We start from the raw sequence: 26,273 nt of genomic DNA, 5'->3' as shown, positions 1-26,273 counted from the left end.
ACGCCCATAAAAAAGCCCGACATCGCCGGGCAAGCACTACTTCGCAGGAGCGAAGAGAGATTCAGGCGCTTTGCGCCAGAGGGAGGGCTGCCTGTGCTGCTGCGACTTCCCCGATGACCAGGATCGCCGGACTTTTGAGTTCAAAGGCTTTGGCGTCCTCCTGCATGTGCGCGAGTGTGCTGCGGCATTCACGTTGCCAGGGGAGTGAGGCGTTTTCGATCATCGCCACGGGCATTGCGCCGGGCATGCCGCCCTCCAGCAGCCCTTGATGGATATCCCCCAACTTGGCCACCCCCATATAGACCACCAGGGTGGTACCTGACTGCGCCAGGGCTTTCCAGTTGAGGGTGCTGTCGTCCTGGGTATGGGCGGTGACCAGGGTCACGCCGCGGCTGATTCCGCGAAGGGTCAGGGGAATGCCGCAGTTGGTGGCGCCAGCCAGCCCGGCGGTGATGCCATTGACTAGTTCGCTTTCAACGCCACGCTCAGCCAGCCAGTCGGCCTCTTCGCCACCGCGACCGAAAATGCACGGGTCGCCACCTTTCAGTCGTACCACGCATTTGCCCTGGCGCGCATAACGCAGCATCAGACGATGGATGAACTCCTGTGGGGTCGAGCGGCAGCCGCCGCGTTTGCCGACCCGGACTATCTGGGCTCGCGGGCTGTGCTCCAGCACGGCCGGATTGACCAGGTCGTCGATCATTACCACTTCAGCCTGATTCAATGCCTTTACCGCTTTCAGGGTGAGGAGTTCCGGGTCGCCGGGGCCCGCGCCTACCAGCCAGACTTTGCCGTTCATTGGGGTTCTCCAGTGCGCTAGACGCGCCGCAAATGATTCAGGTCCACGCCAGCACTTCGTCGGAAGCCAGCTCTATCTGCCACTCATGCAAGGGGCACGCGCCGGGCATGCCGTGTGTCTGCCCTGGGTGTGGTATATCGCCGGCGCTGAACATCTCGATACCGGCAACCTTGAGCCGAGTACCGGTGTGGGAACCCGGGTAGCGAGCGAAGCCGAGCATGGCCAGGTGATTGGCGCACACCTTGGCTTGCTCCATCAGTGGAGCAACCAACCCGTAGGAGATGCCCCGGTGGTTCGCGCACTCGCCAATGGCATAAATGCGTGGGTCGTAGGTCTGCAGGGTGTCGTCGACCAGGATGCCGTGATTGCAGGGCAGGCCGGCCCGTTCGGCCAGCTCGGTGTTGGGCGTGATTCCGGCGGCCATTACCACCAGGTCGGCGGTTATGATCTCGCCGCCGGCCAGCTGTACTGCGCAGACGCGGCCGTCACCGTTGTCGATCAGCTCTTCGGTATTGGTGCCCAGGCGGAAACGGATGCCACGGGCCTGCAGGGCGCGTAGTAGCTTGTCGCCGGAAGGCTGGTCGAGCTGTTTTTCCAGCAGCCAATTCGGCAGGTGCACGACGGTAACGTCCATGCCGCGTTGCTTGAGGCCATTGGCTGCTTCCAGGCCAAGCAGGCCGCCACCGATCACCACGGCGTGGCTATGGGTGCGGGTTGTTTCGATCATCGCTCGAGCGCCGGCGATATCGCGGTAGCCAATTACACCCTGCAGGCGATTGCCGGGTATGGACAGGCGACTCGGCGTCGAACCGGTGGCGATGACAAGACGGTCGTAGTCGGCGCGGGTGCCATCTTCGGCAATCACCTGGCGTCGCTGGCGATCGATCTTCACTACCTTGCGATTCAGTAGCAGCTCGATGCCATTCTCAACGTACCAGTCCAGGTCGTTGAGGATGATGTTCTCGAAGGACTGCTCGCCGGCCAGTACCGGGGATAGCAGAGTGCGGTTGTAGTTCGGGTGGGGTTCGGCGCCGAACACGGTGATCCGGTAGTGCTCAGGTGCCAGTCTCAGCAGTTCTTCGAGAGTACGCACTCCGGCCATGCCGTTTCCGATCACCACCAGCTTGGATGTCTTCATGCCAGGACACTCCTGCACAAACGTCGAGCAAACAAAAAAGGCGTCCCGCTGTTGCCAGCAGGACGCCTTTGTCCAAGTCCCGTTCTATCGGGAAAGTGCCGTCTCGTCGTTGAGGCGGGCGCTTTTTGTAGATTGTCGTAATGGACATTGCAGCCCTCGTGCCAACCCCGGAAGTACCGTATTCCGGGGGGGAGAGCGATGACCTGGTGGTCGCTGCGCCCTGGCTTGGGGCATTTTGCTCCAGTCTGGTGCGCTACCCGTGCAGGAACAGGACCAGTAGCACCAGGTTCGCCAGCAGAGACGAAAGCGCTATACCGCGCCAGACTTTCAACGGTTCGCGCTCCAGTAGCGGTCGGGGCTTGGCCGTCAGCGCACGGCGTTCGCCTTGCTCCAGGGCCAGTAGCCACTCTTCCATTGTTTCGTAGCGGGTAGCGGGGTCTGCGGCCACCGCTCGCGCCAGGCATTCATCGAGCCAGGCGGGCAGGTCGGGCCGGTAGCGGCTGGCCGGCGTGGGTGTGCCAAAGCGTGGATGCTGAAATGCTTCGATCTCCCCATGGGGGTAATGGCCGGTCAGCAGGTGGTACAGGGTGACCCCTGCCGCGTAGAGATCCTGCTTCGGAGAAGGGGCCGCACCGGTGAACGCTTCCGGCGCGATGTAGCTGGGCGTCCCAGGCAGGCTGTGGGCCTCGTCCTGGGACAGGCCAGGACAAAAGGCCAGGCCGAAATCCAGCAAGCGCAGTTCGCCGTCATCCCCCCAAAGCAGATTCTCCGGCTTGATATCGCGATGCAGGATGTTGCGGCGGTGTAATTGGCCAAGAGCCTTGAGCAGCCGCGGGGCGATATCCAGCCATTCCGGCAGTGGCATGGGGCCGCCGAGGCGCAGGTGCTCGGCCAGGGTCTGCCCGGCATACTCGCGCTGCACGTAGTACAGGTGCTGGCGCTGGGGCAGCGGATGGGCTTCTGGAAAATGGCGCCCCGCGACGCGGCGCAGGAACCACTCTTCCAGCATCAGGGCCGGCCCGGCGGTTGGCTCGTCGTGTCGGCTGGTGGGCAAGGTCTTGAGTAGCCAGCGACGGTCCTGGGTGTCCCGAACCCGATAGACAATGGACTGGCGCGATTCTGCTATCAGGCGTTCCACCTGCCAGCCCTCGAAGACCTGACCTTCCTGCAGGCGCGGTGGCAGCGGCCAGTGATCGAGCTGCGCCAGGGTATCTGCCAGACCCGTCTGGGGCAGGTTGTCGACGCGGATCAGCAGCGCGCTGGCGTTGTCCTGGCCGCCCGCCAGGTGCGAAGCACTGACCAGAGCCTGGGCGGCCGCAGGGAGGTCCTGTTCGTCTTGCAAGATGCGCTGGATGCCGTGGTCGCCGAGCACTGCCCAGACGCCATCGCTGACCAGCACGAATCCCTCGCGCTCCGACAGCTCGCCGTCCAGGTAGTCCACCACCAGGTGCTGGTCCAGGCCGAGGGCGCGTTTGAGCACATGCTGCATGCCGGGTTGTTCCCAGACGTGGTCTTCGCTGAGTCGCGTCAATTGCTGGCCGTCCCAGCGGTAGACGCGGCAGTCGCCGACATGGGCCAGGGTGAAGCGGCGTCCTCGCAGCACCATGGCGGTCAGGGTGGTGAGCAGCGGCTGGCTGCCTCCATTGGCCTGGAGCCAGCGGTTCTGGGCCACCAGCAGCCGGTCCAGGGATTGAGCCACTGCCCAGGTTTCCGGCGTCGAGTAATAGTCCAGCGCCAGGGCCTGCAAGGTGGCGCGCGCGGCGAGACCGCCGTCGGCGCACTGGCTGACGCCGTCGGCGAGGGCGAAGAGATAGCCCTTGCTGGCCGCGAGGGCCGGCGCCGGAGTGACTACCCGGACGGCGTCCTGGTTTTCCGTGCGCGGACCAGTGGAGCTGGCTTCGCCAAAGCTGAGTTGCAGGGTCATCGACGGTCCGTCCTGTATGGCGAAAGGAGCGCGAGGCGCTCTTTGGTCGGATCAGTTCCGGCACCGCAAGGGTGCCGGATCGGGCTCGAGGTCAGACGCGGGCCGCGGTGACGGCAGCGGAGCCCCAGGTGGTGCGCCAGCGTTGCTTCACACCATAGAGGCCGAACCATGCCACTACGCCCAGGCTGGCGAACAGCCACAGGCCCAGCTGGTAGTCGCCGGTATGCTGTTTGATGGCGCCAAGGCCAGCAGTCAGGCAAAAGCCGCCAATTCCGCCGGCCATACCGATCAGGCCGGTCATTACGCCGATTTCCTTGTGGAAGCGTTGCGGTACCAGTTGGAAGACTGCCCCGTTGCCGGCACCGAGGCTCAGCATGGCAACCACGAACAGGGATAGGGCGGCGCTGGAACTGGAGATGTGGAAGCCCACTGCAGCGATGCACACCGAGGCCACGGTATAGACCACCAGCAGCGTGCGGATGCCGCCGATGCGGTCGGCAAAGGCACCCCCCAGCGGGCGCATCAGGCTGCCGGCGAAGACGCAGGCGGCGGTGTAGTAGCCGGCGGTAATCGGGGCCAGGCCGTATTGGTCATGGAAGTAGCCGGGCAGGGTGCTGGCCAGGCCGAGGAAGCCGCCGAAGGTCACGCTGTAGAACAGCATGAACCACCAGCTGTCGCGGTCACCCAGGGCCTTGAGGTAATCACCCAGTGCCTTGGGCGCGGGGCGGTTGGGGGCGTTGCGCGCCGCCACGAAGAAGATTGCCAGGGTCAGCACCAGCGGGATCAGCGCCAGTCCGAAGACGTTGTTCCAGCCATAAAGGGCCGCGAGGCCGGGGGCAAAGAGGGCGGCCAGAACGGTACCCGAGTTGCCGGCGCCGGCAATTCCCATGGCCTTGCCCTGGTGCTGCGGCGGATACCACTGGGAGGCGAGCGGCAGGGCCACGGCGAAAGAGGCGCCGGCGAAGCCCAGGAAGAGGCCGAGGAGCAGCGCCTGTTCATAGGTGTGAATGCCCATCTGCCAGGCGATGAACAACGAAGCGATCACCACTACCTGTCCGACCAGCCCGGCGGCTTTCGGAGAAGTGCGGTCGGCCAGCATGCCCATCAGGAAGCGCAGCACCGCGCCGGCCAGGATGGGCGTGGCCACCATCATCGCGCGCTGCTGGGTGGTGAGCTGGAGATCGGCTGCGATCTGCACACCCAGCGGACCAAGGACGTACCAGACCATGAAACTCAGGTCGAAGTAGAGGAAGGCGGAGAACAGGGTGGGCGTGTGGCCGGCTTTCCAGAAACTCGTTGTCATCGAACACCTCATCTGCAGTTAGGGGCCGGGAGGCGCGCGCACCATGATCGTGGGCATGGCGGTTGCACCTCCCGGTTAAACGTCGCGCTTGTGGCGCGCCGTCCTGCGGCCGGGGCCGCAGCGGGATTGAGTGAGCTGCAAGTGAACGTCCGGATCTCGGCCCGTTCACTGCCCCATCGCTGGGGCCGGAACGAAAAAGGCGCCGCACCACTACCCGCATTGCTGCGGAGTGACGCGACGCCTTTGTCGTGTAGTAGGGCAACCGCCTTTGGCTACCTCTGCCTGTAATAGAGCAAGAGCCGGGCCAATCCCGGGAAGTGCCGCCCTAGCGTGCTTTTCCGACCCCTTACCGGTTTGTGCGCTGATTCAAAACGGGGCGATGTGGTCGTGGGTGCACCGAGTTGAAGCTGAATGGTTCAGTCGAGCCAGTTCACCTTCGGGAAGGTACTGCGGAAGTTCTCTGGCATGGGAACCACGCGGGATTCCCGATAGTTGAAGAATACGAAGCCGGACTTGGCCATGGCCACCTGCTTGCCGTCAGCCGGCCGGGTGATGCGGAAGGTGATATCGCCGCCGTACCGGTTGAAGTCCATGACGCCGACTTCGAACAGCAGTTGATCGCGGGCGTGTGCCTCGGCCCGGTAGGTGGTCGCAAGGTCGGTGACGATGATCCCGATGCCATCCTCGGCGGTTTCGTTGATGCCGAACTCGAACAGGAAGCGCGCCCGGGCCTCGGAAATCATCGAGATCATCGAGTCGTTTCCCAGGTGGTTCGCGCCGTTGATGTCGGTGACGCGTACGGTCAGATGGGTGGAGTAGCAGTACTGATCTTCGGGGAAGTTCAGGGACAGTCGAGCCATTGGAACCTCAAGCGTAGAAGCGGCGAGGGGGTGATTCTACGCCCGTGCGATCGGATGTACCGTCATTCCCCGGTTGAATCTCAGCGATGCAGCCCGTTCAACCAGTAGAAGGTCACACGACCACCTTCGTTGGTCGCGCCGTAATTATCCTGGATGTAGGCACCAGCCTTGAAATAGAGCTGTTGATTGCTCCAGTAGCCGCTGAGCTGGCGGTACAGGTTGCCGTCATCGCCCTTGCTGGTGACGACGATGCCCAGCCTACCGGTGGGGGTGAGGCGCAGGTCGTAGCCGAAGCGTTCGCCGAGGTCGACGTTTTCCGCCAGTACGATGTTCTCCACCTCCGCGTCGCCCGGCCGCTTGCGCAGCAGTGCTTCGATCCGGCCGTTGCCGCGCAGGTAGTGGTACTGGATCTTCAGCAGCGGATCATTCTGGCTGCCGGGCTCGTCTTTGCTATGAATCTGGCCGATGACAATCTTGTTCTGGCTCGGTACCTGATCCACTGAAAGCACGGCACTCAGGTAGTTGTCTGCGCTGGCCTGGTACCAATAGCTCAGGGTTCCGTCGGCCTGGGTTTCGCGCAGCTCTGTACGTGGATAGCTGGCGTCCTCGGTGCGGGAGCCGTTCACCGGCACCCAGAAACTGATGCTGCCGTCGGAGTTGCGCCGGAAGTACTGGCTTTCGTAACCGTTATTGAGGCGGTCGGTGGTAATGAGGGTATTGGAGCTGGTGGCTGGGACCGTGAGGTTCCAGGTGCTGAGGTCGATCACTGGATGTCCTTACTGCGGATTACCTAGGGGCAGCAGTTCGTACATGCGGAAGGTAGAAAAGTTCCGGATCGGGTCAACAAGGGAGGGGATTTGGACTTTAGTGCCTGTTCGTGATGAGTCGGCGAGAGGAATTGCTCGAGGTGCTCGAAGTGCTGATTGGAAGTTTAGGGTGAAGTTTATCCGAGTGTTATCCGTTAAAACTCTTTTTTGAAACTGGGCATCCTTGCCCAGCCATCTCTTACAGCGAGGCGAGTGCGGGTTTCACTCCGGAAGGAGCGAGGTTCTCATCTCTGTTGCTTGCCCACTTCACCAGCAGCGTCATCGCGACGAAGCCAAGGCAGATGAACAGCGGGTAAGCGAACATGATTTCGCCAAGGGAGTATTTCCAGCTGAGCGGACGAGCGATGCCCAGCATGGCTCCGTAGAACCAGGAGACTCCGGAGACGACGCCCGAGAACACCGCGAGGGTGCGGGCGTTGGTTTCCATCTTGACCAGCGTGCCGGCCTTCTTGATGGCAGGCAATACAGCGCTGTGCAGCAGGAAACCGTTTACGGTCAGCAAAGTTACGACCAGGATCTTGGCCTGGAGTTTGGGGTTGAGGAAGTACACCGCGCCTTTGACAGAGTAGTCCAGCAGTACGATACCTATCCCTGTTACCCAGAGTGCCGCAAGTGCAAGCAGTACAGTTTTCTTCAGAGTATCAAGATGGGTTTTGTCGCTATGGGCCGCGTTGTCTTCGCCGGTGATCATCTGCTTGATCATGGCGTAATCGCTGGTCAGGACCAGGCCGATTGCCACGCAGCAGGCGATCAGGTGGGCATAAACAACACCCATGCGCATTAATTCCATGGTTGCTTCCTGTTTGAACAGGGAGGTAATTAGATGATACAGCTCCATGGTTGACCTCTTGTTTTACAAAGTAAGTTGGTGTGCTGATGCAGTAAGGGCACCGATATATTGTTTAAATTACTCGTTAGCCTCTAAGGACTTTTGAGTGGTTGGTCAGGTTATTAATGCATCTCTAGTTTTGTTCATGTCTTCATAGGCATTCCTCCTTTTTTGAGACAGAGAATCCTCCTGCACGTGAACTTGTGCATTTGGAATCGCTCCGGACTCAAGGGGAAAAAGACATGCGCGCCGATGACCGACCATGGTTCAAAAGTGGCGCGATGCACTTAGGCTTTCATCAGAGTGGTAGAACCCTGATTTTGTTCAAAAAGCGATCTGAAAGCCGACGAGCGGTTGTACTTGGGGAGGTGTGCCAAGCGCTTGAAAAGGCGAGGAAACCTTGCCGGGTGGGCGTTTGGGGAAAGTTCAGAGGAGGGAGCGTCCCCTGTGACCAGGGGACGCTTTCGTGCGTCAGGCCTTGCTGGCCTTCCGGGACTTGGGCGGAGTCGAGGGTTCAAGGTGTCCGTCGGCGCGGAACATGCCCTTGATGCCGCGAACGGCCTGGCGGATCCGGTCCTGGTTCTCGATCAGGGCAAAGCGCACATGGTCATCGCCGTAGTCGCCGAAGCCCAGGCCCGGGGATACGCAGACCTTGGCGTCCGCCAGGAGCTTCTTGGAGAACTCCAGCGACCCCATGGAGGCATAAGGCTCGGGAATCTTGGCCCAGACGTACATCGAGGCTTTCGGGTTCTCCACCATCCAGCCGATCTCGTGCAGGCCTTTCACCAATACGTTACGGCGCTGACGGTACTGCTCGGCGATATCGCGCACGCACTGCTGATCACCTTCCAGGGCGGCGATGGCGGCCACCTGCAGTGGGGTGAAGGTGCCGTAGTCGTGATAGCTCTTGATCCGCGCCAGGGCACTGACCAGTTCCGGGTTGCCGACCATGAAGCCGATCCGCCAGCCCGCCATGTTGTAGCTCTTGGACAGTGTGAAGAACTCGACCGCGATGTCCTTGGCGCCAGGCACCTGCATGATCGAAGGTGCCTTCCAGCCGTCATAGACGATGTCGGCATAGGCCAGGTCATGCACCACCAGGACGTCATACTGCTTGGCCAGGGCCACCACGCGTTCGAAGAAGTCCAGCTCCACGCATTGGGCGGTGGGGTTGGAGGGGAAGCCGATGATCATCATCTTCGGCTTCGGAATGCTCTCGCGAATCGCCCGTTCCAGCTCGGCGAAGAAGTCCACGCCGGGCACCAGGGGAACCGAGCGCACCTGGGCGCCGGCGATCACGGCACCGTAAATGTGGATCGGATAGCTGGGGTTGGGCACCAGTACCGTGTCGCCATGGTCAAGGGTGGCGAGCATCAGGTGCGCCAGACCTTCCTTGGAGCCGATGGTGACGATGGCTTCGGATTCGGGATCGATCTCCACGTCGTAGCGGTCCTTGTACCAGCGCGAGATGGCTCGGCGCAGGCGGGGAATGCCGCGGGAAGTGGAGTATCCGTGGGTGTCTTCACGCTGGGCGACCTGCACGAGCTTTTCCACGATGTGCGGCGGGGTGGCGCCGTCGGGGTTGCCCATGGAGAGGTCGATGATGTCTTCGCCGCGACGGCGTGCAGCCATCTTGAGTTCGGCGGTGATGTTGAAGACGTAGGGGGGGAGACGATCGATGCGCGCAAAACGGCGCGGTGAACGCTGGTCAGCCATGCTTTCCTCGGATACGTAAGCGCCCGGAACCGTCCGAGCGACGTCGGCCACTGCGGTGGCCTGGCGGCGAAGATAAGGGCTTCGCAGGGCGGTTGTCGAGGGGAGTTTCGTGTAGGTAGCCGCACCTCCGGGAATCTGGAGTGCGGCTGAGTGAGTCGTCAGCGGGAAATGCCCTTCAGGCCTGCGAGAAGGGTAGCCAAGTGCTCGATGTCGTCATCGGTGGTGCGCCAGGACGAGATGCTGAGGCGGAAGGCCGGACGGCCCTGCCAGAGCGTGGGGCCGAACCAGACTTCGCCCGAAGCCTGGGCTGCGCTGCGGATGGCGATCGTTTCTTCGTCGCTGTCGGCGCGCACGAGCACTTGGTTCAGTGCCACGCGATTGAGTACCTGATAGCCGGCCGCACGCAGGCGCTCGGCAAGGTTTTCGGCCTGGCGCATGTGGCGATCGATCATGCTGGCCAGGCCATCGCGACCGAGGGAGGCGAGGGCGGCCCAGACGGGCACACCGCGGGCGCGGCGGGAGAACTCCAGGGTCAGGTTCTTCTGCGCATCTCGCGAGGCACTGGCATAGGCAGCATCACTGTTCATGGCGATGCTCAGCGCGTCGGCGTCACGGCAGATGGCCATGGCTCCGTCGTAGGGTGTGTTCAGCCACTTGTGGCCGTCGCAGGTCCAGCTGTCGGCATGCTCCACGCCGTTGGCCAGTTGGGCATGGGACGAAGCGCGGACCCAGAGGCCGAAAGCGCCATCGACATGCACCCAGGCGCCGGCGGCGCGGGCGCGGGGAATCAGTTCGGCGAAAGGATCGAACTCGCCCGTATTGACCTCGCCGGCCTGCAGGCAGAGGACAGTCATGTCATCCATTGGCGGCAAGCGCCCCGGATCGATGCGGCCGAACTCGTCGGTGGGTGCCACCAGCAGACGGTTCATGCCGAACCCCAATATGCGCAGGGCTTTCTTCACGGTGATGTGCACATTGGCGGAGACCACCACGCGTACCTCCGGTGCCCCCATCAGGCCGTCGCCGTCGAAGTCCCAGCCCTTGCGCTGCAGAAGTGCGCGACGGGCCGCGGACAAGCAGGCGAGGGTGCAGGCGGTGGCGCTGGTGCCAAAGCCGACCGCACTGCTGGTAGGCAGGCCAAGACTTTCCAGGACCCAGCGTGCGGCCACTTTTTCGATGCGATCGGCGGCCGGCGAGTTGTCGAAGGAGGACGCGCACTGATCCCAGGCCAGCGCCAGGCGCTCGGCGGCCGCCGCGGCCGGCAGGGTTGCGCCGATGACGAAGCCGAAGTAGCGACCGCCATTGGACGCGGTGGTGGCGGGGGAGCCCAGTTCATCGAGCTGGTGCAGCACCTCGGCGGCCGGGCGACCCCGCTCCGGCAATGGTCCGTCGAAGGCTGCCAGCGCCTGGATGGCTTCCGGGGAAGGGAAGACTCGGCGCCCGGGTATGCCATCCACGTAGGCGAGGGCGCGGCGGTCGGCGTCTTCGAGAATCTGGCGTTCAGTGTCCATGGCGGTCTCGCTGGCAGGAGGGGGCTCCTTACCTTAGCGGGACCGCGCGAAAGCCAGCAGATACACCTGACGGCATACAGTTGTGTTGGGTTCGGACTTCAATGACCCAGCATGTCGTGCATCGCAATGATCTGTTCGGCTACCTGGATCAGCTTCTGCTGCCGGCTCATGGCCTGGCGGCGCATCAGGGTGTAAGCCTCTTCCTCGTTGCAGTTCTTCATTTTCATCAGCAGCCCCTTCGCCAGTTCGATGCGCTTGCGCTCGGCCAGTTGCTGGTCACGGGCGTTGAGCTGGGCGCGCAGGGCCTGGTCGCTTTCGAAGCGCGCCATGGCGACATCGAGGATGGGCTGCAGGCGGTCGACCTGGATGCCTTCGACGATGTACGCGCTGACGCCGGCCTGAATGGCCTGGCGCATGACCTTCGGGTCGTGCTCGTCGGTGAACATGACAATGGGGCGGGGCTGGTCGCGACTGACCAGTACCACCTGTTCCATTACGTCGCGGCCCGGGGACTCGGTGTCGATGAGGACCACATCCGGGCGGATGGCCTCGACTCGCCCTGGCAGGTCGATGGTCAGGCCGGATTCGTCGATGACGTCGAAGCCGGCTTCGATCAGGGCGGCCTTGAGTCGGCCGACTTTCTTCGCAGTGTCGTTGATCAGCAGAATACGCAGCATGGCGGCGGTCTTCCCTAACGGCTACAGGCGATGGCGCGGGAGTTGCCGGCCAGGGAGTGGATCGGGAAACTGCGGGCGTAGCCGGCGGGGTCGCTGCCGTCCCAGGTGCGACCGTCAATCAGGGTGGCGCTGCGCATGAGGTCTGGAAGCGGGACGTCGAGGGCTTCGGCCGCCTCGCGATAAATGTCCAGACGCTGTACGCGTCGGGCAACGGCCAGGTAGTCCGGGTCGTCCCGCAGCAGGCCCCAGCGGCGGAACTGGGTCATGAACCAGATGCCGTCGGAGAGGTAGGGCATGTTCACCTTGCCTTCTGCGTGGAAACGCAGCGGGTGCTCGTCCTCCCAGACATTGCCGAGGCCATCCTGGTAATGGCCAAGGAAGCGCGGCTCGATGGCAGACAGGGGGACGTCCACGTAGTCGCTGCCACTGATCAACTGAGCGGTGCTGCGGCGGTTTTCCAGGCTGGCATCGATGAAGCGGCTGGCTTCCAGCACGGCCATGGTCAGCGCGCGTGCAGTGTTGGGGTACTGCTCGGCAAATTCGCGAGTTACGCCAAGCACCTTCTCTGGGTGGTCAGGCCAGATCATCTGGCTGGTAGCGAGAGTGAACCCCTGGCCCTGGTCTACGGCCAATGCACCCCAGGGGCCGCCTGCGCAGAAGCCATCGATTCGGGCGGCCTTGAGGTGGGCGACCATCTGCGAAGGCGGCACGACAACTGTGTCGACGTCGCGTAACGGGTGGATGCCCTGGGCGGCGAGCCAGTAGTTCAACCACATGGCGTGGGTGCCGGTGGGAAACGTCTGGGCGAAGGTCAGGCGCGCTCCGCTCTGGTGCACGTGATGGGCCAGTGCCTCGGAATTGGTCACGCCGATGCGCTTGAGTGGTTCAGACAGGTTGATCGCCTGCCCGTTCTGGCAGAGTCCCATGAGAATGGCCATTTCCGCGCTAGGACCACCAATGCCGAGTTCGATCCCATAGATCTGCCCATAAAGGGCTTGCGCTGCATCCAGCTCACCGGACAGCAGCTTGTCACGCAGGGTTGCCCAGGACGACTGGCGCTGCAGTTCGAGAGTCAGCCCGTAGGGCTGGGCGAACCCCTGGGTGGCCGCGACTATCAGGGATGCCGAGTCGGTCAGGGGCATGAAGCCAAGGCTGAGCATGCACTTCTCCGGTGCATCGCTGCCTGCGACCCAGGCCAGGTTGTCCGTACGCGTGGTGCTCTGCTTATCCGTCATTGTGGTGGCCACCTATCAGCAAAATGGCGCCGATCCGGAGCAGCCGGGGCCGGCCGGAATCGACGCCATTGTCAGCAGCTCGCTCCGTCGTTGGAGCAGGCTTCGTTGAAGCTGCTGAAGCAAGCGATATGCCAGCGGCAATAAAAACTAGCCCCGCGAGAGCGGGGCCAGGGTTGGAGGTTGGAGCTAGCTTAACGTTCGATGATCTGCTTCACCTGGCTCTGCGGAATCTGCTGGGTTCGACCTTCGTGGTCCTCGAATTCGAGCATGCCGGTGTCTTCATCCAGTTCAGGCTTCTCATCGGTGGCGATGAGCTGGCCGTCGGTTGTGGCGATCAGGTATTCGCTGGAGCAGCCTGCCAAGCCAAGGGCGCAGATGAGTATCAAGGACCAGGTTTTCATGGCGGCATCCAAGTCGTGGGGGCTGATACTTGGAACATAGCTGCTGGCAGGGAGGCTGCAAGTTGGCCTGACGGCGAACGGCCTGGCAGCCTCCAGAAAAGAAAAAACCCCGCACGGGGCGGGGCTTTCTCATTGCCGAGCTACCGATGGGGCCTTAGGCCTGGACCACCGGAATCTTGGCGTTTGCAGCGGCTTCCTTGTACTCGGCGATCTGGTCGAAGGACAGGTAGCGGTAGATATCGGCAGCCATGCTGTCGATGTTCTTCGCGTATTCCATGTACTCCTCGACGGTCGGCAGTTTGCCCAGGATCGAGGCAACGGCCGCCAGCTCGGCGGAGGCCAGGTAGACGTTGGTGGCGTCGCCCAGGCGGTTCGGGAAGTTACGGGTGGAGGTGGAGACTACGGTGGCGCCAGTCTGCACGCGAGCTTGGTTGCCCATGCACAGGGAGCAGCCCGGCATTTCCATGCGTGCGCCGGCCTTGCCGTAGATGCCGTAGTAGCCTTCCTCGGTCAACTGGTGCTGGTCCATCTTGGTCGGCGGAGCCAGCCACAGACGGGTCGGGATGCCGCCCTTGACCTTGTCGAGCAGCTTACCGGCAGCGCGGAAGTGGCCGATGTTGGTCATGCAGGAACCGATGAACACTTCGTCGATCTTGTCGCCAGCCACGGTGGACAGCAGGCGGGCATCGTCCGGGTCGTTCGGCGCGCAGAGCACAGGCTCCTTGACGTCGGCCAGGTCGATTTCGATTACGGCGGCGTATTCGGCATCCTTGTCGGCTTCCAGCAGTTGCGGGTTGGCCAGCCAGGCTTCCATCGCCTTCGCGCGGCGCTCCAGGGTACGGGCGTCGCCGTAGCCTTCACCGATCATCCAGCGCAGCAGGGTGATGTTGGACTTCAGGTACTCGGCGATGGCATCTTCCGGCAGCTTGATGGTGCAACCGGCGGCGGAACGTTCGGCGGAAGCGTCAGACAGCTCGAAAGCTTGCTCGACGGTCAGGTCGTTCAGACCTTCGATTTCGAGGATGCGGCCGGAGAAGATGTTCTTCTTGCCTTTCTTCTCGACGGTCAGCAGACCAGCCTGGATGGCGTAGTAGGGGATGGCATGCACCAGGTCACGCAGGGTGATACCGGGCTGCATCTTGCCTTTGAAACGCACCAGAACGGATTCCGGCATGTCCAGCGGCATGACGCCGGTGGCGGCGGCGAAGGCCACCAGGCCGGAACCGGCCGGGAAGGAGATGCCGATCGGGAAGCGGGTGTGGGAATCGCCACCGGTGCCAACGGTGTCAGGCAGCAGCATGCGGTTCAGCCAGCTGTGGATGATGCCGTCGCCCGGACGCAGGGACACGCCGCCGCGGGTCTTGATGAAGTCCGGCAGAGTGTGGTGGGTGTTGACGTCGATGGGCTTCGGATACGCGGCGGTGTGGCAGAACGACTGCATTACCAGGTCGGCGGAGAAGCCGAGGCAGGCGAGGTCTTTCAGCTCGTCGCGGGTCATCGGGCCAGTGGTGTCCTGGGAGCCGACGGTGGTCATCTTCGGCTCGCAGTAGGTGCCCGGACGGACGCCTTTGCCTTCCGGCAGACCGCAGGCACGGCCAACCATCTTCTGGGCCAGGGTGAAGCCCTTGCCGCTGTCGGCGGGGGACTCCGGCTTCTTGAACAGGTCGGACGCACCCAGGCCCAGCTCGGCACGGGCCTTCTCGGTCAGGCCGCGGCCGATGATCAGCGGAATACGGCCGCCGGCGCGAACTTCGTCCAGCAGGACCGGGGTCTTCAGTTCGAAGGTGGTGACTACTTCGCCGCTGTCGTGGCGAACGACCTTGCCTTCATAGGGGTAGACGTCGATCACGTCGCCCATGGCCAGGTTGGTGCAGTCGAATTCGATCGGCAGGGCGCCGGCGTCTTCCATGGTGTTGTAGAAGATCGGGGCGATCTTGGTGCCGAAGCAGAAGCCGCCAGCGCGCTTGTTCGGAACGAACGGAATGTCGTCGCCGAAGAACCACAGTACCGAGTTGGTGGCGGACTTACGGGAGGAGCCGGTACCGACCACGTCACCGACGTAGGCAACCGGGAAACCCTTGGCCTTGACGGCTTCGATCTGGTTCAGCGGACCAACGGAGCCCGGCTGGATCGGCTCGATGCCGTCACGAGCCATTTTCAGCATGGCCAGGGCATGCAGCGGGATGTCGGGGCGGGACCAGGCGTCCGGAGCGGGCGACAGGTCGTCGGTGTTGGTTTCGCCAGGCACCTTGAACACGGTCAGGGTGACTTTCTCGGCGACGGCCGGCTTGGCCTGGAACCACTCACCTTCGGCCCAGGACTTCAGCACGGCCTGGGCGTTGGCGTTGCCTTTCTTGGCGCGCTCGGCGACGTCGTGGAAGGCGTCGAACATCAGCAGGGTGTGCTTCAGTTGCTCGGCGGCGACGGCGGACAGTTCGGCATCGTCCAGCAGTTCGACCAGGGTGGCGATGTTATAGCCGCCCTGCATGGTGCCCAGCAGCTCAGTGGCGCGGGCCTTGCTGATCAGCGGAGAAGTGGCTTCGCCCTTGGCGATAGCGGAGAGGAAACCTGCTTTGACGTAGGCGGCTTCATCCACACCCGGCGGAACACGGTTGGTGATCAGGTCGAGGAGGAAAGCCTCTTCGCCAGCCGGGGGATTTTTCAGCAGCTCGACCAGGCCTGCAGTTTGTTCGGCGTTCAGCGGCTGGGGCACGACCCCTTGGGCGGCACGCTCTTCTACGTGTTTGCGATAGGCTTCAAGCACAGTTTTACCCTCATCAGTGGCCCTGGAGTAGTCCAGGGCGCTCATCCAGGAATCCGCCGAACGCATGCGCCGCACAGCTTTTTGGGCTGTCTGGCCAAGGTTTCGGCGGCCTCCATCGAGAAGCTGTTTTCAAAGTTTTACGCCGGAAGGAAGGCCTGATGAGGGCTGGCGGCGGACATCCCGGGCGGGATGCCCGGCGCCATTATTTCCTGCCGGATCGACTGTGCTCGTGACGCTTTGAAAACAGCTTCCAACGGATATCGGCGCCTAAAATGGCGGGCTGATTCTAATGGAAAGGCGCGGCAAAGTTAAGACGAAATCCCTATTTACCCGCGCGTGACCCTGATTAGACAAAGGGCTAAGATGGCCGGCCCGTGTCACCTGCCGAATCCGCCTCCACCATGTCCAACCAGCGCATCAAGACGCCTTGCGTCGGCCTCTGTTCAACCGTCTATGGCGATCATGTGTGCCGCGGCTGCAAGCGTTTCCATCATGAGGTGGTGAACTGGAACCTCTACAACGAGGAAGAGAAGCGCGCGGTCTGGCGGCGCCTGGAGATCCTGCTAGTGCAGGTGATGGCGGCCAAGTTGGAGGTGTTCGACCCGGAACGCCTGCGGCACCAACTGGAGCAGCGCCAGGTGCGTTTCGTACCCGAGCAGTCCCCTTACTGCTGGGCGTACCAACTGATCGCGCGAGCCTCGCGGATGATCAACCGCCTCGACGCCTACGGCATCTCGTTGCTTCCTGAGTTTCGCGACTGGGCATTGCCAGAGTTGCGGGAAGCCATTGATCGGGAATTTTTCCTGCTGTCCGAGGCGCACTACGAGCGCTATATCGCTCCACGTTTCCTGCAAGAGGGCGTCGAGAGTCGTGTCTGAAGAAAAAGCCGCCATCAGGCGGCTTTTTCTAGTGGCTCGAATCAGCGCTGTGCGACCAGTTCCTCCAGGTGGGCGATGATCGCGTCGGGTTTGAGGACCAGGACATCGCTTTCCAGGGTATCCAGCACGACTTCGGCAGTATTGCCGATCAGTGCACCGGACAAGCCGGAGCGAGCGACAGTACCTATCACAGTAACCACGGCTTCGAGCTTATGGGCGACGTGGGGAATCAATACGTCTGCCGGACCTTCCTCGATATGCAACCGCTCGTCGCTGACGTCGTATTCAGCCTGAAATGCACGGCATTCGTCGCGGTAACGCGCCTCGATGGTTTCCTTGAGCTGGAAGGTGGGGTCTGCTGCCGAGAGCATGGGTGACGGGTGGGCGCTGATCACATGTAAGGTGCCGTGCGCCAGGCTGGCGATGTCGTAGCCGTGACTGACGATGGTGGCGTGCAGGGTGCGGTGCTCGCCGTCGCTGTTGCCCACGTCCACTGCAGCCAGGATGTTGCCGCCGGTCCAGGGCTTGTCAGTCTTTACCATCAATACCGGCCCCGGGCAGAAGCGCAGGAGCTTCCAGTCGTCCGGTGTGAGCAGGGCCTTTTTCAGCGGGTTGTCCGGCACGTGTTGCTTGATGACCAGGCCGCAGCCTTCCGCCTGCTGCGCAGCGATGATGGTGTGGTGCTGGTTGTCCAGCCAGCTTTGCTGTGTGCTGGCGCTATAGCCTTCAGCCTTGAGCGATTCGGCGAGGTCGCTGAGATAGTCGGCATGGTCGCCCTTGCGGTCGCAGATCAGCAGGTGCAGGTGCGACTGAGTCACTCCGGCGATCAGTTTTGCCCGTTTCAGGGCAAGGCCCTCCGGCCGGTCCGGCTCCAATACCACCAGAATGCTGCGAATGGCTTGCATGGTCCTATCTCCCTGTCGATGGCATATAGCCAAAACAAATGTAGTCCCGATTCCGCTTTGGCGTTCTTGACATATATCAAGCGGTCCAGGCTGGTCGTCGCTTCCGGCATTCGTATAATGCTCCGCCTTCGGGAGCCCGGCCAGCGTGGCCCCAGCACGATGAGAACCGCTTGTGAACCCGCCTGAGATCCATGACTTCCTTGGTTGCCGCACCCCCGATGCCTGGGTGGCGGCCGCACTGGCCGATCAGGAAACCCTGCTGATCGACCATAAGAACAACGAGTTCAAGGCAGCGTCCACGGCCATGGCGCTGATGGCCAAGTACGCCACCCGGTTGGATCTGATCAATTTCATGTCTCGCCTGGCCCGTGAGGAGCTGGTGCACCACGAGCAGGTGCTGCGCATCATGAAGCGCCGCAAGATCGACCTGAAGCCTGTGTCGGCGTCGCGCTACGCGTCCGGCCTGCGCAAGCTCGTGCGCGCGCATGAGCCGCAGAAACTGGTGGATACGCTAGTGGTGGGGGCTTACATCGAAGCGCGCTCGTGCGAGCGTTTCGAGGCGCTGGTGCCGCATCTTGATGAAGAGCTGTCGAAGTTCTATGGCGGATTGCTGAAAAGTGAGTCTCGCCACTATCAGGGCTACCTCAAGCTGGCCTATCTATACGGCGAGGCGCGGGATGTGGATCACTGCATCGAGAAGGTGCGAGTGGCCGAGCAAGAGCTGATCGAGTCGCCCGACGAGGAGTTTCGTTTCCATAGCGGCGTACCGGTCTGAAGCGGCAACGCAAGAGCGCCCTCGAGGGGCGCTTTTTTATTGGACGCGGGGGTCAGTCCAGGCTAAACGGGGTCTGCCGGAAACCGCTCTCATCCACCTGAAGGGCCCAGCCTTGCCGGTCCCAGTCGCCGAGGACGATGCGCCGAGCGGGGTGGCCATCCAGTTCCAGGTCGTGAGTGGCGGGGCGATGCGTATGGCCGTGAATCAGGATCCTTGCGTCGAATTGGCGAAGCATGCGTGGAACTTCTTCTGCGGTGACGTCGGTGATTTCCACGGCTTTCTGCCGCGTCTGCATGCGGCTTTCCTTGCGCAGCTTGCGTGCCAGCTTGTAGCGCGTCGCCAAGGGCAGGTTGCGCAGGATGAACAGGCTAACGGGGTTGCGCAGCCACTTGCGCAGGCGCATGTAGGCCTCATCCTGGGTGCACAGGCTGTCGCCGTGCATCAGCAGCACCGGCTCGCCATTCATCTGCACCAGGCTCGGGTCCTTCAGCAGGGTGCAGCCGGCTTCGCGGCAGAAGGCGCTGCCGATCATGAAGTCGCGGTTGCCGTGCATGAGGAAGATGCGTGTTCCACTGTCGGCGAGTTTGCGCAGGGCCTGGGCGATGGAGCGCTGAAAGGGCGTCATCGCATCGTCACCGATCCAGGCTTCGAAGAAGTCGCCGAGGATGTAGAGGGCTTCGGCTTGCGGTGCGCGGGTCTGCAGAAAATGAAGAAACGCCCGGGTGATGTCCGGGCGTTCCTCTTCGAGATGCAGATCGGAGATCAGCAATATCACTCGGCGATCTCGGCCTTCTCGATGATCACGTCATCGACCGGGACGTCCTGGTGGCCAGCCTTCATGGTGGTGGCCACGCCCTTGATCTTGTTCACCACGTCCATGCCTTCCACGACTTCACCGAACACGGCGTAGCCCCAGCCTTGCACGGTCGGCGCGCTGTGGTTGAGGAAGGTGTTGTCGGCAACGTTGATGAAGAACTGGGCGGAGGCCGAGTGAGGCTCCATGGTGCGGGCCATGGCAATGGTGCCGACCTTGTTGGACAGGCCATTGTTGGCCTCGTTCTTGATCGGGGCGCGGGTGGACTTCTGCTTCATGCCCGGCTCGAAGCCGCCGCCCTGGATCATGAAGTTGCCGATTACGCGGTGGAAGACGGTGCCGTCGTAGTGGCCGGACTTCACGTACTCCTTGAAGTTGGCCACGGTTTCCGGGGCTTTGTCTTCGAAGAGTTGCAGGGTGATGACGCCGTGGTTGGTGTGCAGCTTGATCATTTGGCTATTCGCTCTATCGAGAAATCCAAGGCCTGTCAGGGGATTGACAGCTTCGGCTATGATAAGCGCTTTGATTTGGCCGGCCTACCCTGAGCCGCGCACCAGCTAGATGTAAGGACCCCATGAGCAAGCCAGAGACTCCCGCCGCTTCCAACTTCCTGCGCCAGATCGTCCAGGCGGACCTGGATGCCGGCAAGCACACCAAGATCGTCACCCGCTTCCCGCCGGAGCCCAACGGCTACCTGCATATTGGTCATGCCAAGTCGATCTGCCTGAACTTCGGCCTGGCCAAGGAATTCGGTGGTGACTGCCATCTGCGCTTCGACGACACCAACCCCGCGAAGGAAGACCAGGAGTACATCGACGCCATCGAAAGCGATGTGAAGTGGCTGGGCTTCCAATGGGCCGGCGAGGAGCGTTACGCGTCCAACTATTTCGACCAGTTGCATGACTGGGCTGTCGATCTGATCAAGGCCGGCAAGGCCTTTGTCTGCGACCTGTCGCCGGAAGAAATGCGCGAGTACCGCGGCAGTCTGACCGAAGCCGGTAGGAACAGCCCGTTCCGCGACCGCTCAGTGGACGAAAACCTGGACCTGTTCGCTCGCATGAAGGCCGGCGAATTCCCGGACGGCACCCGTTCGCTGCGCGCAAAGATCGATATGACTTCGCCGAACATGAATCTGCGTGATCCGATCCTCTATCGCATCCGTCATGCCCATCACCACCAGACCGGTGACAAGTGGTGCATTTACCCGAGCTATGACTTCACTCATGGCCAGTCGGACGCCATCGAGGGCATCACTCACTCCATCTGCACCCTGGAGTTCGAGGATCACCGCCCGCTCTACGAATGGTTCCTGGAGAACCTGTCGGTCCCGGCCCAGCCGCGCCAGTACGAGTTCTCGCGTCTGAACCTGAACTACACCATTACCAGCAAGCGCAAGCTGAAACAGTTGGTGGATGAAGGTCATGTAAACGGCTGGGACGACCCGCGCATGTCGACCCTGTCCGGATATCGTCGCCGGGGCTATACCCCAGAATCGATCCGCAATTTCTGCGAAATGATCGGCGTGAACCGTGCCAGCGGCGTGGTCGATATCGGCATGCTGGAATTCAGCATTCGCGACCATCTGGATGCCACTGCGCCGCGTGCCATGTGCGTGCTGAAGCCTCTGAAAGTGGTCATTACCAACTATCCGGAAGGCCAGGCCGAAAGCCTCGAACTGCCGCGCCATCCAAAGGAAGACATGGGCGTACGCGTCCTGCCGTTCGGCCGCGAGCTGTACATCGATGCTGGAGACTTCGAAGAAGTCCCGCCGGCCGGCTACAAGCGCCTGATCCCGGGCGGTGAAGTACGTCTGCGTGGCAGCTACGTGATCCGTGCTGACGAGGCCGTCAAGGACTCCGATGGCAACATCGTCGAGCTGCGCTGTTCCTACGACCCGGAGACCCTGGGCAAGAACCCCGAGGGGCGCAAGGTCAAGGGCGTCATCCATTGGGTGCCGGCCGAAGGCAGCGTCGAGTGCGAAGTGCGCCTGTATGACCGTCTGTTCCGTTCGGCGAACCCGGAGAAGTCGGAAGAAGGTGGCAGTTTCCTCGACAACATCAATCCAGATTCCCTGCGGGTACTCAGTGGTTGCCGTGCCGAGCCTTCCCTGGCTAATGCGCAGCCGGAGGATCGCTTCCAGTTCGAGCGCGAAGGCTACTTCGTTGCCGACCTGAAAGAGACCCAGCCCGGTAAGCCGGTATTCAACCGCACCGTGACCCTGCGCGATTCCTGGGGGCAATGATGGCGCTGTCGATCTACAACACCCTCAGCAAGGCCAAGGAGCCATTGCAGCCGCTGGTCGGCAACCAGGTGCGCATGTATGTCTGCGGCATGACCGTCTATGACTTCTGCCACATTGGCCATGCCCGTGTGATGGTCGCATTCGACGTGGTTGCGCGCTGGTTGCGCCATCGTGGCTACGATCTCACCTACGTACGCAACATCACCGACATCGACGACAAGATCATCCGTCGCGCCAACGAGAATGGCGAGCCGTTCGAGGCTCTGGTGGATCGCATGATTGCGGCGATGCATGAGGATGAGGCGCGTCTCTCTGTGCTGCGTCCGGATATTGAGCCGCGCGCCACTGGCCACATCGCGGGTATGCACGAGATGATCCAGACCCTCATCGACAAGGGTTTCGCTTACGCGCCAGGCAACGGCGACGTGTACTACCGCGTCGGCAAGTTCGAAGGCTACGGGAAGTTGTCACGGCGCAAGATCGATGAGCTGAAGATCGGTGCGCGTATCGAAGTGGACGAAATCAAGGAAGACCCGCTGGACTTCGTGCTCTGGAAAGGCGCCAAGCCGGGTGAGCCGAGCTGGGCGTCGCCTTGGGGGGCGGGTCGTCCGGGGTGGCACATCGAGTGCTCGGTAATGTCCACTTGCTGTCTTGGCGAGACATTCGACATCCATGGTGGTGGTCCGGACCTCGTGTTCCCGCACCATGAGAACGAGATTGCGCAGAGCGAAGCGGCCACCGGCAAGCTTTACGCCAAGTCCTGGATGCATGCCGGCGCGGTACGTGTCGATGGCGAGAAGATGTCCAAGTCGCTGGGCAACTTCTTCACCATTCGCGAGGTGCTGGAGAAATATCACCCTGAGGTGGTTCGCTATCTGCTGGTGTCTAGCCACTACCGTAGTCCGATCAATTATTCCGAAGAGAGCCTCAAGGAAGCGAAGGGCGCTCTGGAGCGCTTCTATCACGCCCTCAAGGGGTTGCCTGATGTCGCGCCGGCAGGCGGTGAAGCTTTCGTCGAGCGCTTCGCGGCAGCCATGGATGATGACTTCAATAGTCCGGAAGCCTGCGCGGTGCTCTTCGAGATGGTGCGTGAGGTCAATCGACTGCGCGATGGCGACCTTCAGGCTGCTGCTGCCCTGGCGGCGCGGCTCAAGGAATTGGCCGGCCTGCTCGGTGTGCTTCAGCTGGAGCCGGATGCCTTCTTGCGCGCAGGTGCTGAAGGCAAAGTGGATGCAGCTGAGGTCGAGGCGCTGATTCAGGCGCGGTTGCAGGCGCGTTCCGACAAGAATTGGGCTGAGTCCGACCGTATCCGCGACCAACTGACCGCCATGGGGGTCGTGCTGGAAGATGGCAAGGGTGGCACTACCTGGCGCTTGGCTGACTAGTTTGATTGCCCAATAAAAAAGGCCGCACTTAGCGGCCTTTCTTATTTCTGTTTGCGCCTCAGGCGTGGAGCGTTTCAGCGGCGTAGAGGGTGTTTTCCAGCAGGCATGCACGAGTCATGGGGCCGACGCCGCCGGGAACCGGAGTGATCCAGCTGGCGCGCTGTTCAGCTACGTCATATTCCACGTCGCCAACCAGCTTGCCGTCGTCCTGGCGGTTGATGCCGACATCGATGACGATGGCGCCGGGCTTGATCCACTCGCCCTTGACCAGGCCCGGCTTGCCAGCGGCCACTATCACCAGGTCCGCATTGCCCACGTGTCCGGCCAGATCCTTGGTGAAACGATGGGTGACGGTCACGGTGCAGCCGGCCAGCAGCAGTTCCAGAGCCATGGGGCGGCCAACGATGTTGGAGGCGCCCACGACAACCGCGTTCATGCCATAGAGGTTTGCGCCGGTGCTCTCCAGCAGGGTCATGATGCCCTTCGGGGTGCAGGGGCGGAGCAGGGGGATGCGCTGCGCGAGGCGGCCGACGTTATAAGGGTGGAAACCATCTACATCCTTGTCGGGATGGATGCGCTCAAGCAGCTGCGAAGCATCCAGGTGCTCCGGCAGCGGCAGCTGGACCAGGATGCCGTCAATGGCCGGGTCTTCATTGAGGCGGTCGATCAGCGCCAGGAGTTCGGCCTGGCTGGTGCTGGCGGGAAGGTCATGCGCTTCGGAGAGAAAGCCGACTTCCTCGCAGTCCTTACGCTTATGTGCGACGTAGACCTGGGAGGCGGGATCGCTGCCGACCAGGATCACGGCGAGACCGGGAACGCGAAGTCCCTGCTGGCGACGCTCGGCGACACGTTGGGCTATCTGCTGGCGGAGGCGGGCGGCGATCGTTTTGCCGTCGATCAGTTGTGCGGTCATGACGCTAGATTAACCATCGGGAAGGGCTAAAAAGGGCGCGTATTCTCGCATGGAGGGGCGGGCGGGCAAAGGCGGCTGGTCAGCATTTTCCCGTAAGCCCTTTATCTTTCTGATTTTTTTCAATTTTCCTGTTGACGAGGTGTGGGGCTGGCTATAACATGCGCCCCGCTTGTCGAGCACAGCCTGTCGCTGGGTAAGATGGCAAGGGTGGATCCAGGTGATTCAGCTCAAGCCAAAGCTTTATAGTCTGCTCGCAGATTTAAGCGCCCGTAGCTCAGCTGGATAGAGCATCCGCCTTCTAAGCGGATGGTCGCAGGTTCGAGTCCTGCCGGGCGTGCCACTTGGCACATTTGGCACAAGCAATGCGTAATATGGTGGGCGTAGCTCAGTTGGTAGAGCACAGGATTGTGGCTCCTGGTGTCGTGGGTTCGATTCCCATCGTCCACCCCATATTCGAGAGAACGCCAGGCCGCGCGCCTGGCGTTTTCGTTTCAAGCGTTGCCTCTAGCGGACGTGGTGGAATTGGTAGACACACTGGATTTAGGTTCCAGCGCCGCAAGGCGTGAGAGTTCGAGTCTCTCCGTCCGCACCATGATGTTCGAGTCGTGCTGAATGGCGGATGATCCGCTGGTTCTTGACGATTCTGGTTGTTGATCGGGTTGGTCCCAGTGGACCTCCGTTGCCGATGAAAATCGGTGAATAGGTAATATGGTGGGCGTAGCTCAGTTGGTAGAGCACAGGATTGTGGCTCCTGGTGTCGTGGGTTCGATTCCCATCGTCCACCCCATATTCATGAAGGCGCCAGGCTCAATGCCTGGCGTTTTCATTTCCGGGCCGTGCGGTGCGTCCCGTCGCGGCAGGGAGTTCGAGTCGTTGCCTGTCAGCGAAGCATCCTGATTTCTGTTTCTTCTATCCCTTCCTTTTGCCGGCTGTTTCTGCTGGGTGACTTCTGTAAATCGACCCACTAGAATGCATGCCCTTGATTCTGGGGCCGGAACGGCCGGCTAATGTCTGTGCAACGAGGAATATCCATGCAAGTTTCTGTAGAAAGCACCTCCGCTCTTGAGCGCCGCATGACCATCGGCGTGCCGGCCGAGCGCGTCGAGGACGAAGTGACCAAGCGCCTGCAGCAGACTGCCCGCCGCGCCAAAGTTGCCGGTTTCCGCCCGGGCAAGGTGCCGATGAGCGTCATTCGCCAGCGCTTCGAAGATTCCGCTCGTCAGGAAGTTCTGGGTGATTTGATCCAGTCCTCCTTCTATGAAGCTGTGGTTGAGCAGAAGCTGAACCCGGCTGGCGCTCCGGCCGTCGAGCCGAAAGTGTTCGAGAAGGGCAAGGACCTGGAATACATCGCTACCTTCGAAGTATTCCCCGAATTCCAGGTTGCCGGCTTCGAAGGTATCGCCATCGAGCGCCTGCAGGCTGAAGTTGGCGACTCTGACGTCGACAACATGCTGGACGTGCTGCGCAAGCAGAACACCCGTTTCGAGGCTGTTGAGCGCGCTGCCGAGAATGGCGACCAGCTGAACATCGACTTCGTTGGCAAGATCGATGGCGAAGCCTTCGCTGGCGGTACTGCCAAGGGCACCCCGCTGGTGCTGGGTTCCGGCCGCATGATCCCGGGCTTCGAAGAGGCTCTGGTTGGCGTCAAGGCTGGCGAAGAGCGCGTGATCAACCCGACTTTCCCGGCTGATTACCAGAACCTGGACCTGGCCGGTAAGACCGCCGAGTTCACCGTGACCGTCAACAGCGTTTCCGCTCCCCAGCTGCCGGAGCTGAACGACGAGTTCTTCTCCCTGTTCGGCATCAAGGAAGGCGGCCTGGAAGGCTTCCGCACCGAAGTTCGCAAGAACATGGAGCGTGAACTGCGTCAGGCCACCAAGTCCAAGGTGAAGAACCAGGTAATGGACGGCCTGCTGGCTGCCAACCCGGTTGAGGTTCCGAAGGCCCTGATCGGTAACGAAGTCAACCGTCTGCGCGTGCAGGCTGTTCAGCAGTTCGGTGGCAATATCAACCCTGAGCAACTGCCGGCTGAGCTGTTCGAAGAGCAAGCCAAACGTCGTGTCGTGCTGGGTCTGATCGTCGCTGAAGTGGTCAAGCAGTTCGAGCTGAAGCCTGACGAAGCCCGCGTGCGTGAGCTGATCGAAGAGATGGCTTCCGCTTACCAGGAGCCGGAACAAGTCGTGGCCTGGTACTACAAGAACGACCAGCAGCTGAACGAAGTCCGTTCTGTTGTGCTGGAAGAACAAGTTGTAGATACTGTCCTGCAGAAGGCCAACGTTACCGATAAAGCGGTTTCCTACGAAGAGGCAGTCAAGCCGGCAGAAGCTCCGCAAGCCGACTGATTGTTCCGCCTCCTTCGAGTACACCATAAGCCAGC

General features: G+C 61.8%; 21 protein-coding genes, 4 tRNA genes and 1 pseudogene. 9 read left to right on the top strand and 17 right to left on the bottom strand.

What is annotated here, in order from left to right; translation table 11 throughout:
- Nucleotides 1-61 precede the first annotated feature (61 nt).
- From cobA to acnB, 13 genes and pseudogenes are all read right to left on the bottom strand, one after another.
- Nucleotides 62-799: a uroporphyrinogen-III C-methyltransferase gene (gene cobA / locus SA496_RS16195; RefSeq protein ID WP_330114141.1), complete on the bottom strand. Its 738-nt coding sequence runs from the start codon at nucleotides 797-799 to the stop codon at nucleotides 62-64.
- Between the two features lie 136 nt (nucleotides 800-935).
- A pseudogene (locus SA496_RS16190) lies at nucleotides 936-1,937 on the bottom strand (NAD(P)/FAD-dependent oxidoreductase); the annotation flags it as partial.
- A gap of 253 nt (nucleotides 1,938-2,190) precedes the next feature.
- The gene (locus SA496_RS16185) at nucleotides 2,191-3,861 is read right to left on the bottom strand and encodes a bifunctional protein-serine/threonine kinase/phosphatase (protein WP_330114140.1); all 1,671 of its coding nucleotides are present in this window, start codon (nucleotides 3,859-3,861) and stop codon (nucleotides 2,191-2,193) included.
- A gap of 91 nt (nucleotides 3,862-3,952) precedes the next feature.
- On the bottom strand, nucleotides 3,953-5,164 hold the full coding sequence (locus SA496_RS16180; protein WP_120650255.1) for an MFS transporter: 1,212 nt from the start codon (nucleotides 5,162-5,164) through the stop codon (nucleotides 3,953-3,955).
- Nucleotides 5,165-5,580: 416 nt separating this feature from the next.
- Nucleotides 5,581-6,024 (bottom strand): thioesterase family protein, encoded by a 444-nt coding sequence (locus SA496_RS16175; RefSeq protein WP_120650257.1) that lies wholly within the window; start codon nucleotides 6,022-6,024, stop codon nucleotides 5,581-5,583.
- Between the two features lie 80 nt (nucleotides 6,025-6,104).
- Nucleotides 6,105-6,791, bottom strand: a complete 687-nt coding sequence (locus tag SA496_RS16170; RefSeq protein WP_120650259.1) for a polysaccharide lyase family 7 protein — start codon at nucleotides 6,789-6,791, stop codon at nucleotides 6,105-6,107.
- A gap of 238 nt (nucleotides 6,792-7,029) precedes the next feature.
- Nucleotides 7,030-7,689, bottom strand: coding sequence for a hypothetical protein (locus tag SA496_RS16165; RefSeq protein ID WP_120650260.1), 660 nt, complete (start codon nucleotides 7,687-7,689; stop codon nucleotides 7,030-7,032).
- A 462-nt stretch (nucleotides 7,690-8,151) separates the two neighbouring features.
- Complete coding sequence (gene alaC, locus SA496_RS16160) at nucleotides 8,152-9,396, bottom strand: alanine transaminase (RefSeq protein WP_120650262.1); 1,245 nt, start codon at nucleotides 9,394-9,396, stop codon at nucleotides 8,152-8,154.
- A gap of 158 nt (nucleotides 9,397-9,554) precedes the next feature.
- Nucleotides 9,555-10,907 (bottom strand): pyridoxal phosphate-dependent decarboxylase family protein, encoded by a 1,353-nt coding sequence (locus SA496_RS16155; RefSeq protein ID WP_330114139.1) that lies wholly within the window; start codon nucleotides 10,905-10,907, stop codon nucleotides 9,555-9,557.
- Nucleotides 10,908-11,005: 98 nt separating this feature from the next.
- Nucleotides 11,006-11,584, bottom strand: a complete 579-nt coding sequence (locus SA496_RS16150) for an ANTAR domain-containing response regulator (RefSeq protein WP_120650266.1) — start codon at nucleotides 11,582-11,584, stop codon at nucleotides 11,006-11,008.
- Nucleotides 11,585-11,598: 14 nt separating this feature from the next.
- Nucleotides 11,599-12,819 carry a CmpA/NrtA family ABC transporter substrate-binding protein gene (locus tag SA496_RS16145; protein WP_330114138.1) on the bottom strand — a complete coding sequence of 407 codons (1,221 nt, stop codon included), beginning with the start codon at nucleotides 12,817-12,819 and terminating at the stop codon, nucleotides 11,599-11,601.
- A 191-nt stretch (nucleotides 12,820-13,010) separates the two neighbouring features.
- The gene (locus tag SA496_RS16140) at nucleotides 13,011-13,220 is read right to left on the bottom strand and encodes a YgdI/YgdR family lipoprotein (protein WP_120650270.1); all 210 of its coding nucleotides are present in this window, start codon (nucleotides 13,218-13,220) and stop codon (nucleotides 13,011-13,013) included.
- Between the two features lie 154 nt (nucleotides 13,221-13,374).
- Nucleotides 13,375-15,984: a bifunctional aconitate hydratase 2/2-methylisocitrate dehydratase gene (gene acnB / locus SA496_RS16135; protein ID WP_120655168.1), complete on the bottom strand. Its 2,610-nt coding sequence runs from the start codon at nucleotides 15,982-15,984 to the stop codon at nucleotides 13,375-13,377.
- Between the two features lie 401 nt (nucleotides 15,985-16,385).
- Here acnB and SA496_RS16130 point away from each other — a divergent pair, with 401 nt between their 5' ends.
- The gene (locus SA496_RS16130; protein WP_153917233.1) at nucleotides 16,386-16,862 is read left to right on the top strand and encodes a DUF1289 domain-containing protein; all 477 of its coding nucleotides are present in this window, start codon (nucleotides 16,386-16,388) and stop codon (nucleotides 16,860-16,862) included.
- Nucleotides 16,863-16,903: 41 nt separating this feature from the next.
- On the opposite strand, the gene SA496_RS16125 is transcribed toward SA496_RS16130, so the two are convergent.
- On the bottom strand, nucleotides 16,904-17,767 hold the full coding sequence (locus SA496_RS16125) for a universal stress protein (RefSeq protein WP_120650272.1): 864 nt from the start codon (nucleotides 17,765-17,767) through the stop codon (nucleotides 16,904-16,906).
- Nucleotides 17,768-17,939: 172 nt separating this feature from the next.
- Between SA496_RS16125 and SA496_RS16120 the strand changes: the two genes are divergently transcribed.
- Nucleotides 17,940-18,542, top strand: a complete 603-nt coding sequence (locus SA496_RS16120; protein WP_120650274.1) for a tRNA-(ms[2]io[6]A)-hydroxylase — start codon at nucleotides 17,940-17,942, stop codon at nucleotides 18,540-18,542.
- 52 nt (nucleotides 18,543-18,594) lie between these two features.
- On the opposite strand, the gene lpxH is transcribed toward SA496_RS16120, so the two are convergent.
- The gene (gene lpxH / locus SA496_RS16115; RefSeq protein ID WP_120650276.1) at nucleotides 18,595-19,317 is read right to left on the bottom strand and encodes a UDP-2,3-diacylglucosamine diphosphatase; all 723 of its coding nucleotides are present in this window, start codon (nucleotides 19,315-19,317) and stop codon (nucleotides 18,595-18,597) included.
- Complete coding sequence (locus SA496_RS16110) at nucleotides 19,314-19,808, bottom strand: peptidylprolyl isomerase (RefSeq protein WP_120650278.1); 495 nt, start codon at nucleotides 19,806-19,808, stop codon at nucleotides 19,314-19,316. The genes lpxH and SA496_RS16110 overlap by 4 nt, the downstream gene beginning before the upstream one ends.
- A 122-nt stretch (nucleotides 19,809-19,930) precedes the next feature.
- On the opposite strand from SA496_RS16110, the gene SA496_RS16105 reads away from it, so the two are divergent.
- Nucleotides 19,931-21,598 carry a glutamine--tRNA ligase/YqeY domain fusion protein gene (locus tag SA496_RS16105; protein WP_330114137.1) on the top strand — a complete coding sequence of 556 codons (1,668 nt, stop codon included), beginning with the start codon at nucleotides 19,931-19,933 and terminating at the stop codon, nucleotides 21,596-21,598.
- Nucleotides 21,598-22,983 carry a cysteine--tRNA ligase gene (gene cysS, locus SA496_RS16100; RefSeq protein ID WP_120650281.1) on the top strand — a complete coding sequence of 462 codons (1,386 nt, stop codon included), beginning with the start codon at nucleotides 21,598-21,600 and terminating at the stop codon, nucleotides 22,981-22,983. Before SA496_RS16105 ends, cysS begins: the two co-directional genes overlap by 1 nt.
- 58 nt (nucleotides 22,984-23,041) lie before the next feature.
- Here the strand turns inward: cysS and folD are convergent, their stop codons facing one another.
- Complete coding sequence (gene folD / locus SA496_RS16095) at nucleotides 23,042-23,896, bottom strand: bifunctional methylenetetrahydrofolate dehydrogenase/methenyltetrahydrofolate cyclohydrolase FolD (RefSeq protein WP_120650283.1); 855 nt, start codon at nucleotides 23,894-23,896, stop codon at nucleotides 23,042-23,044.
- A gap of 263 nt (nucleotides 23,897-24,159) precedes the next feature.
- Here folD and SA496_RS16090 point away from each other — a divergent pair.
- From SA496_RS16090 to tig, 5 genes are all read left to right on the top strand, one after another.
- A tRNA-Arg gene (locus SA496_RS16090) sits at nucleotides 24,160-24,236 on the top strand.
- A gap of 34 nt (nucleotides 24,237-24,270) precedes the next feature.
- A tRNA-His gene (locus SA496_RS16085) sits at nucleotides 24,271-24,346 on the top strand.
- A gap of 57 nt (nucleotides 24,347-24,403) precedes the next feature.
- Nucleotides 24,404-24,488: transfer RNA gene (locus SA496_RS16080), tRNA-Leu, on the top strand.
- Between the two features lie 119 nt (nucleotides 24,489-24,607).
- Nucleotides 24,608-24,683: transfer RNA gene (locus SA496_RS16075), tRNA-His, on the top strand.
- A 244-nt stretch (nucleotides 24,684-24,927) separates the two neighbouring features.
- Nucleotides 24,928-26,238 carry a trigger factor gene (gene tig, locus SA496_RS16070; RefSeq protein WP_120650284.1) on the top strand — a complete coding sequence of 437 codons (1,311 nt, stop codon included), beginning with the start codon at nucleotides 24,928-24,930 and terminating at the stop codon, nucleotides 26,236-26,238.
- Nucleotides 26,239-26,273: the final 35 nt, after the last annotated feature.

The sequence above is a fragment of the Pseudomonas sp. JS3066 genome (genome assembly GCF_036328175.1).
GTDB lineage: Bacteria > Pseudomonadota > Gammaproteobacteria > Pseudomonadales > Pseudomonadaceae > Metapseudomonas.
The sequence above is the reverse complement of the archived record's forward strand: the minus strand, read 5'-3'. Positions and strand labels throughout refer to the sequence as shown.

Coding starts and splice junctions, on each gene's coding strand:
- cobA (WP_330114141.1), bottom strand. CDS start 799: ATGAACGGCAAAGTCTGGCTGGTAGGCGCGGGCCCCGGCGACCCGGAA.
- SA496_RS16105 (WP_330114137.1), top strand. CDS start 19,931: ATGAGCAAGCCAGAGACTCCCGCCGCTTCCAACTTCCTGCGCCAGATC.
- SA496_RS16150 (WP_120650266.1), bottom strand. CDS start 11,584: ATGCTGCGTATTCTGCTGATCAACGACACTGCGAAGAAAGTCGGCCGA.
- SA496_RS16180 (WP_120650255.1), bottom strand. CDS start 5,164: ATGACAACGAGTTTCTGGAAAGCCGGCCACACGCCCACCCTGTTCTCC.
- SA496_RS16110 (WP_120650278.1), bottom strand. CDS start 19,808: ATGATCAAGCTGCACACCAACCACGGCGTCATCACCCTGCAACTCTTC.
- SA496_RS16155 (WP_330114139.1), bottom strand. CDS start 10,907: ATGGACACTGAACGCCAGATTCTCGAAGACGCCGACCGCCGCGCCCTC.
- SA496_RS16165 (WP_120650260.1), bottom strand. CDS start 7,689: ATGGAGCTGTATCATCTAATTACCTCCCTGTTCAAACAGGAAGCAACC.
- SA496_RS16175 (WP_120650257.1), bottom strand. CDS start 6,024: ATGGCTCGACTGTCCCTGAACTTCCCCGAAGATCAGTACTGCTACTCC.
- SA496_RS16145 (WP_330114138.1), bottom strand. CDS start 12,819: ATGACGGATAAGCAGAGCACCACGCGTACGGACAACCTGGCCTGGGTC.
- SA496_RS16185 (WP_330114140.1), bottom strand. CDS start 3,861: ATGACCCTGCAACTCAGCTTTGGCGAAGCCAGCTCCACTGGTCCGCGC.
- alaC (WP_120650262.1), bottom strand. CDS start 9,396: ATGGCTGACCAGCGTTCACCGCGCCGTTTTGCGCGCATCGATCGTCTC.
- SA496_RS16125 (WP_120650272.1), bottom strand. CDS start 17,767: ATGCAAGCCATTCGCAGCATTCTGGTGGTATTGGAGCCGGACCGGCCG.
- SA496_RS16140 (WP_120650270.1), bottom strand. CDS start 13,220: ATGAAAACCTGGTCCTTGATACTCATCTGCGCCCTTGGCTTGGCAGGC.
- SA496_RS16130 (WP_153917233.1), top strand. CDS start 16,386: ATGTCCAACCAGCGCATCAAGACGCCTTGCGTCGGCCTCTGTTCAACC.
- folD (WP_120650283.1), bottom strand. CDS start 23,896: ATGACCGCACAACTGATCGACGGCAAAACGATCGCCGCCCGCCTCCGC.
- cysS (WP_120650281.1), top strand. CDS start 21,598: ATGGCGCTGTCGATCTACAACACCCTCAGCAAGGCCAAGGAGCCATTG.
- tig (WP_120650284.1), top strand. CDS start 24,928: ATGCAAGTTTCTGTAGAAAGCACCTCCGCTCTTGAGCGCCGCATGACC.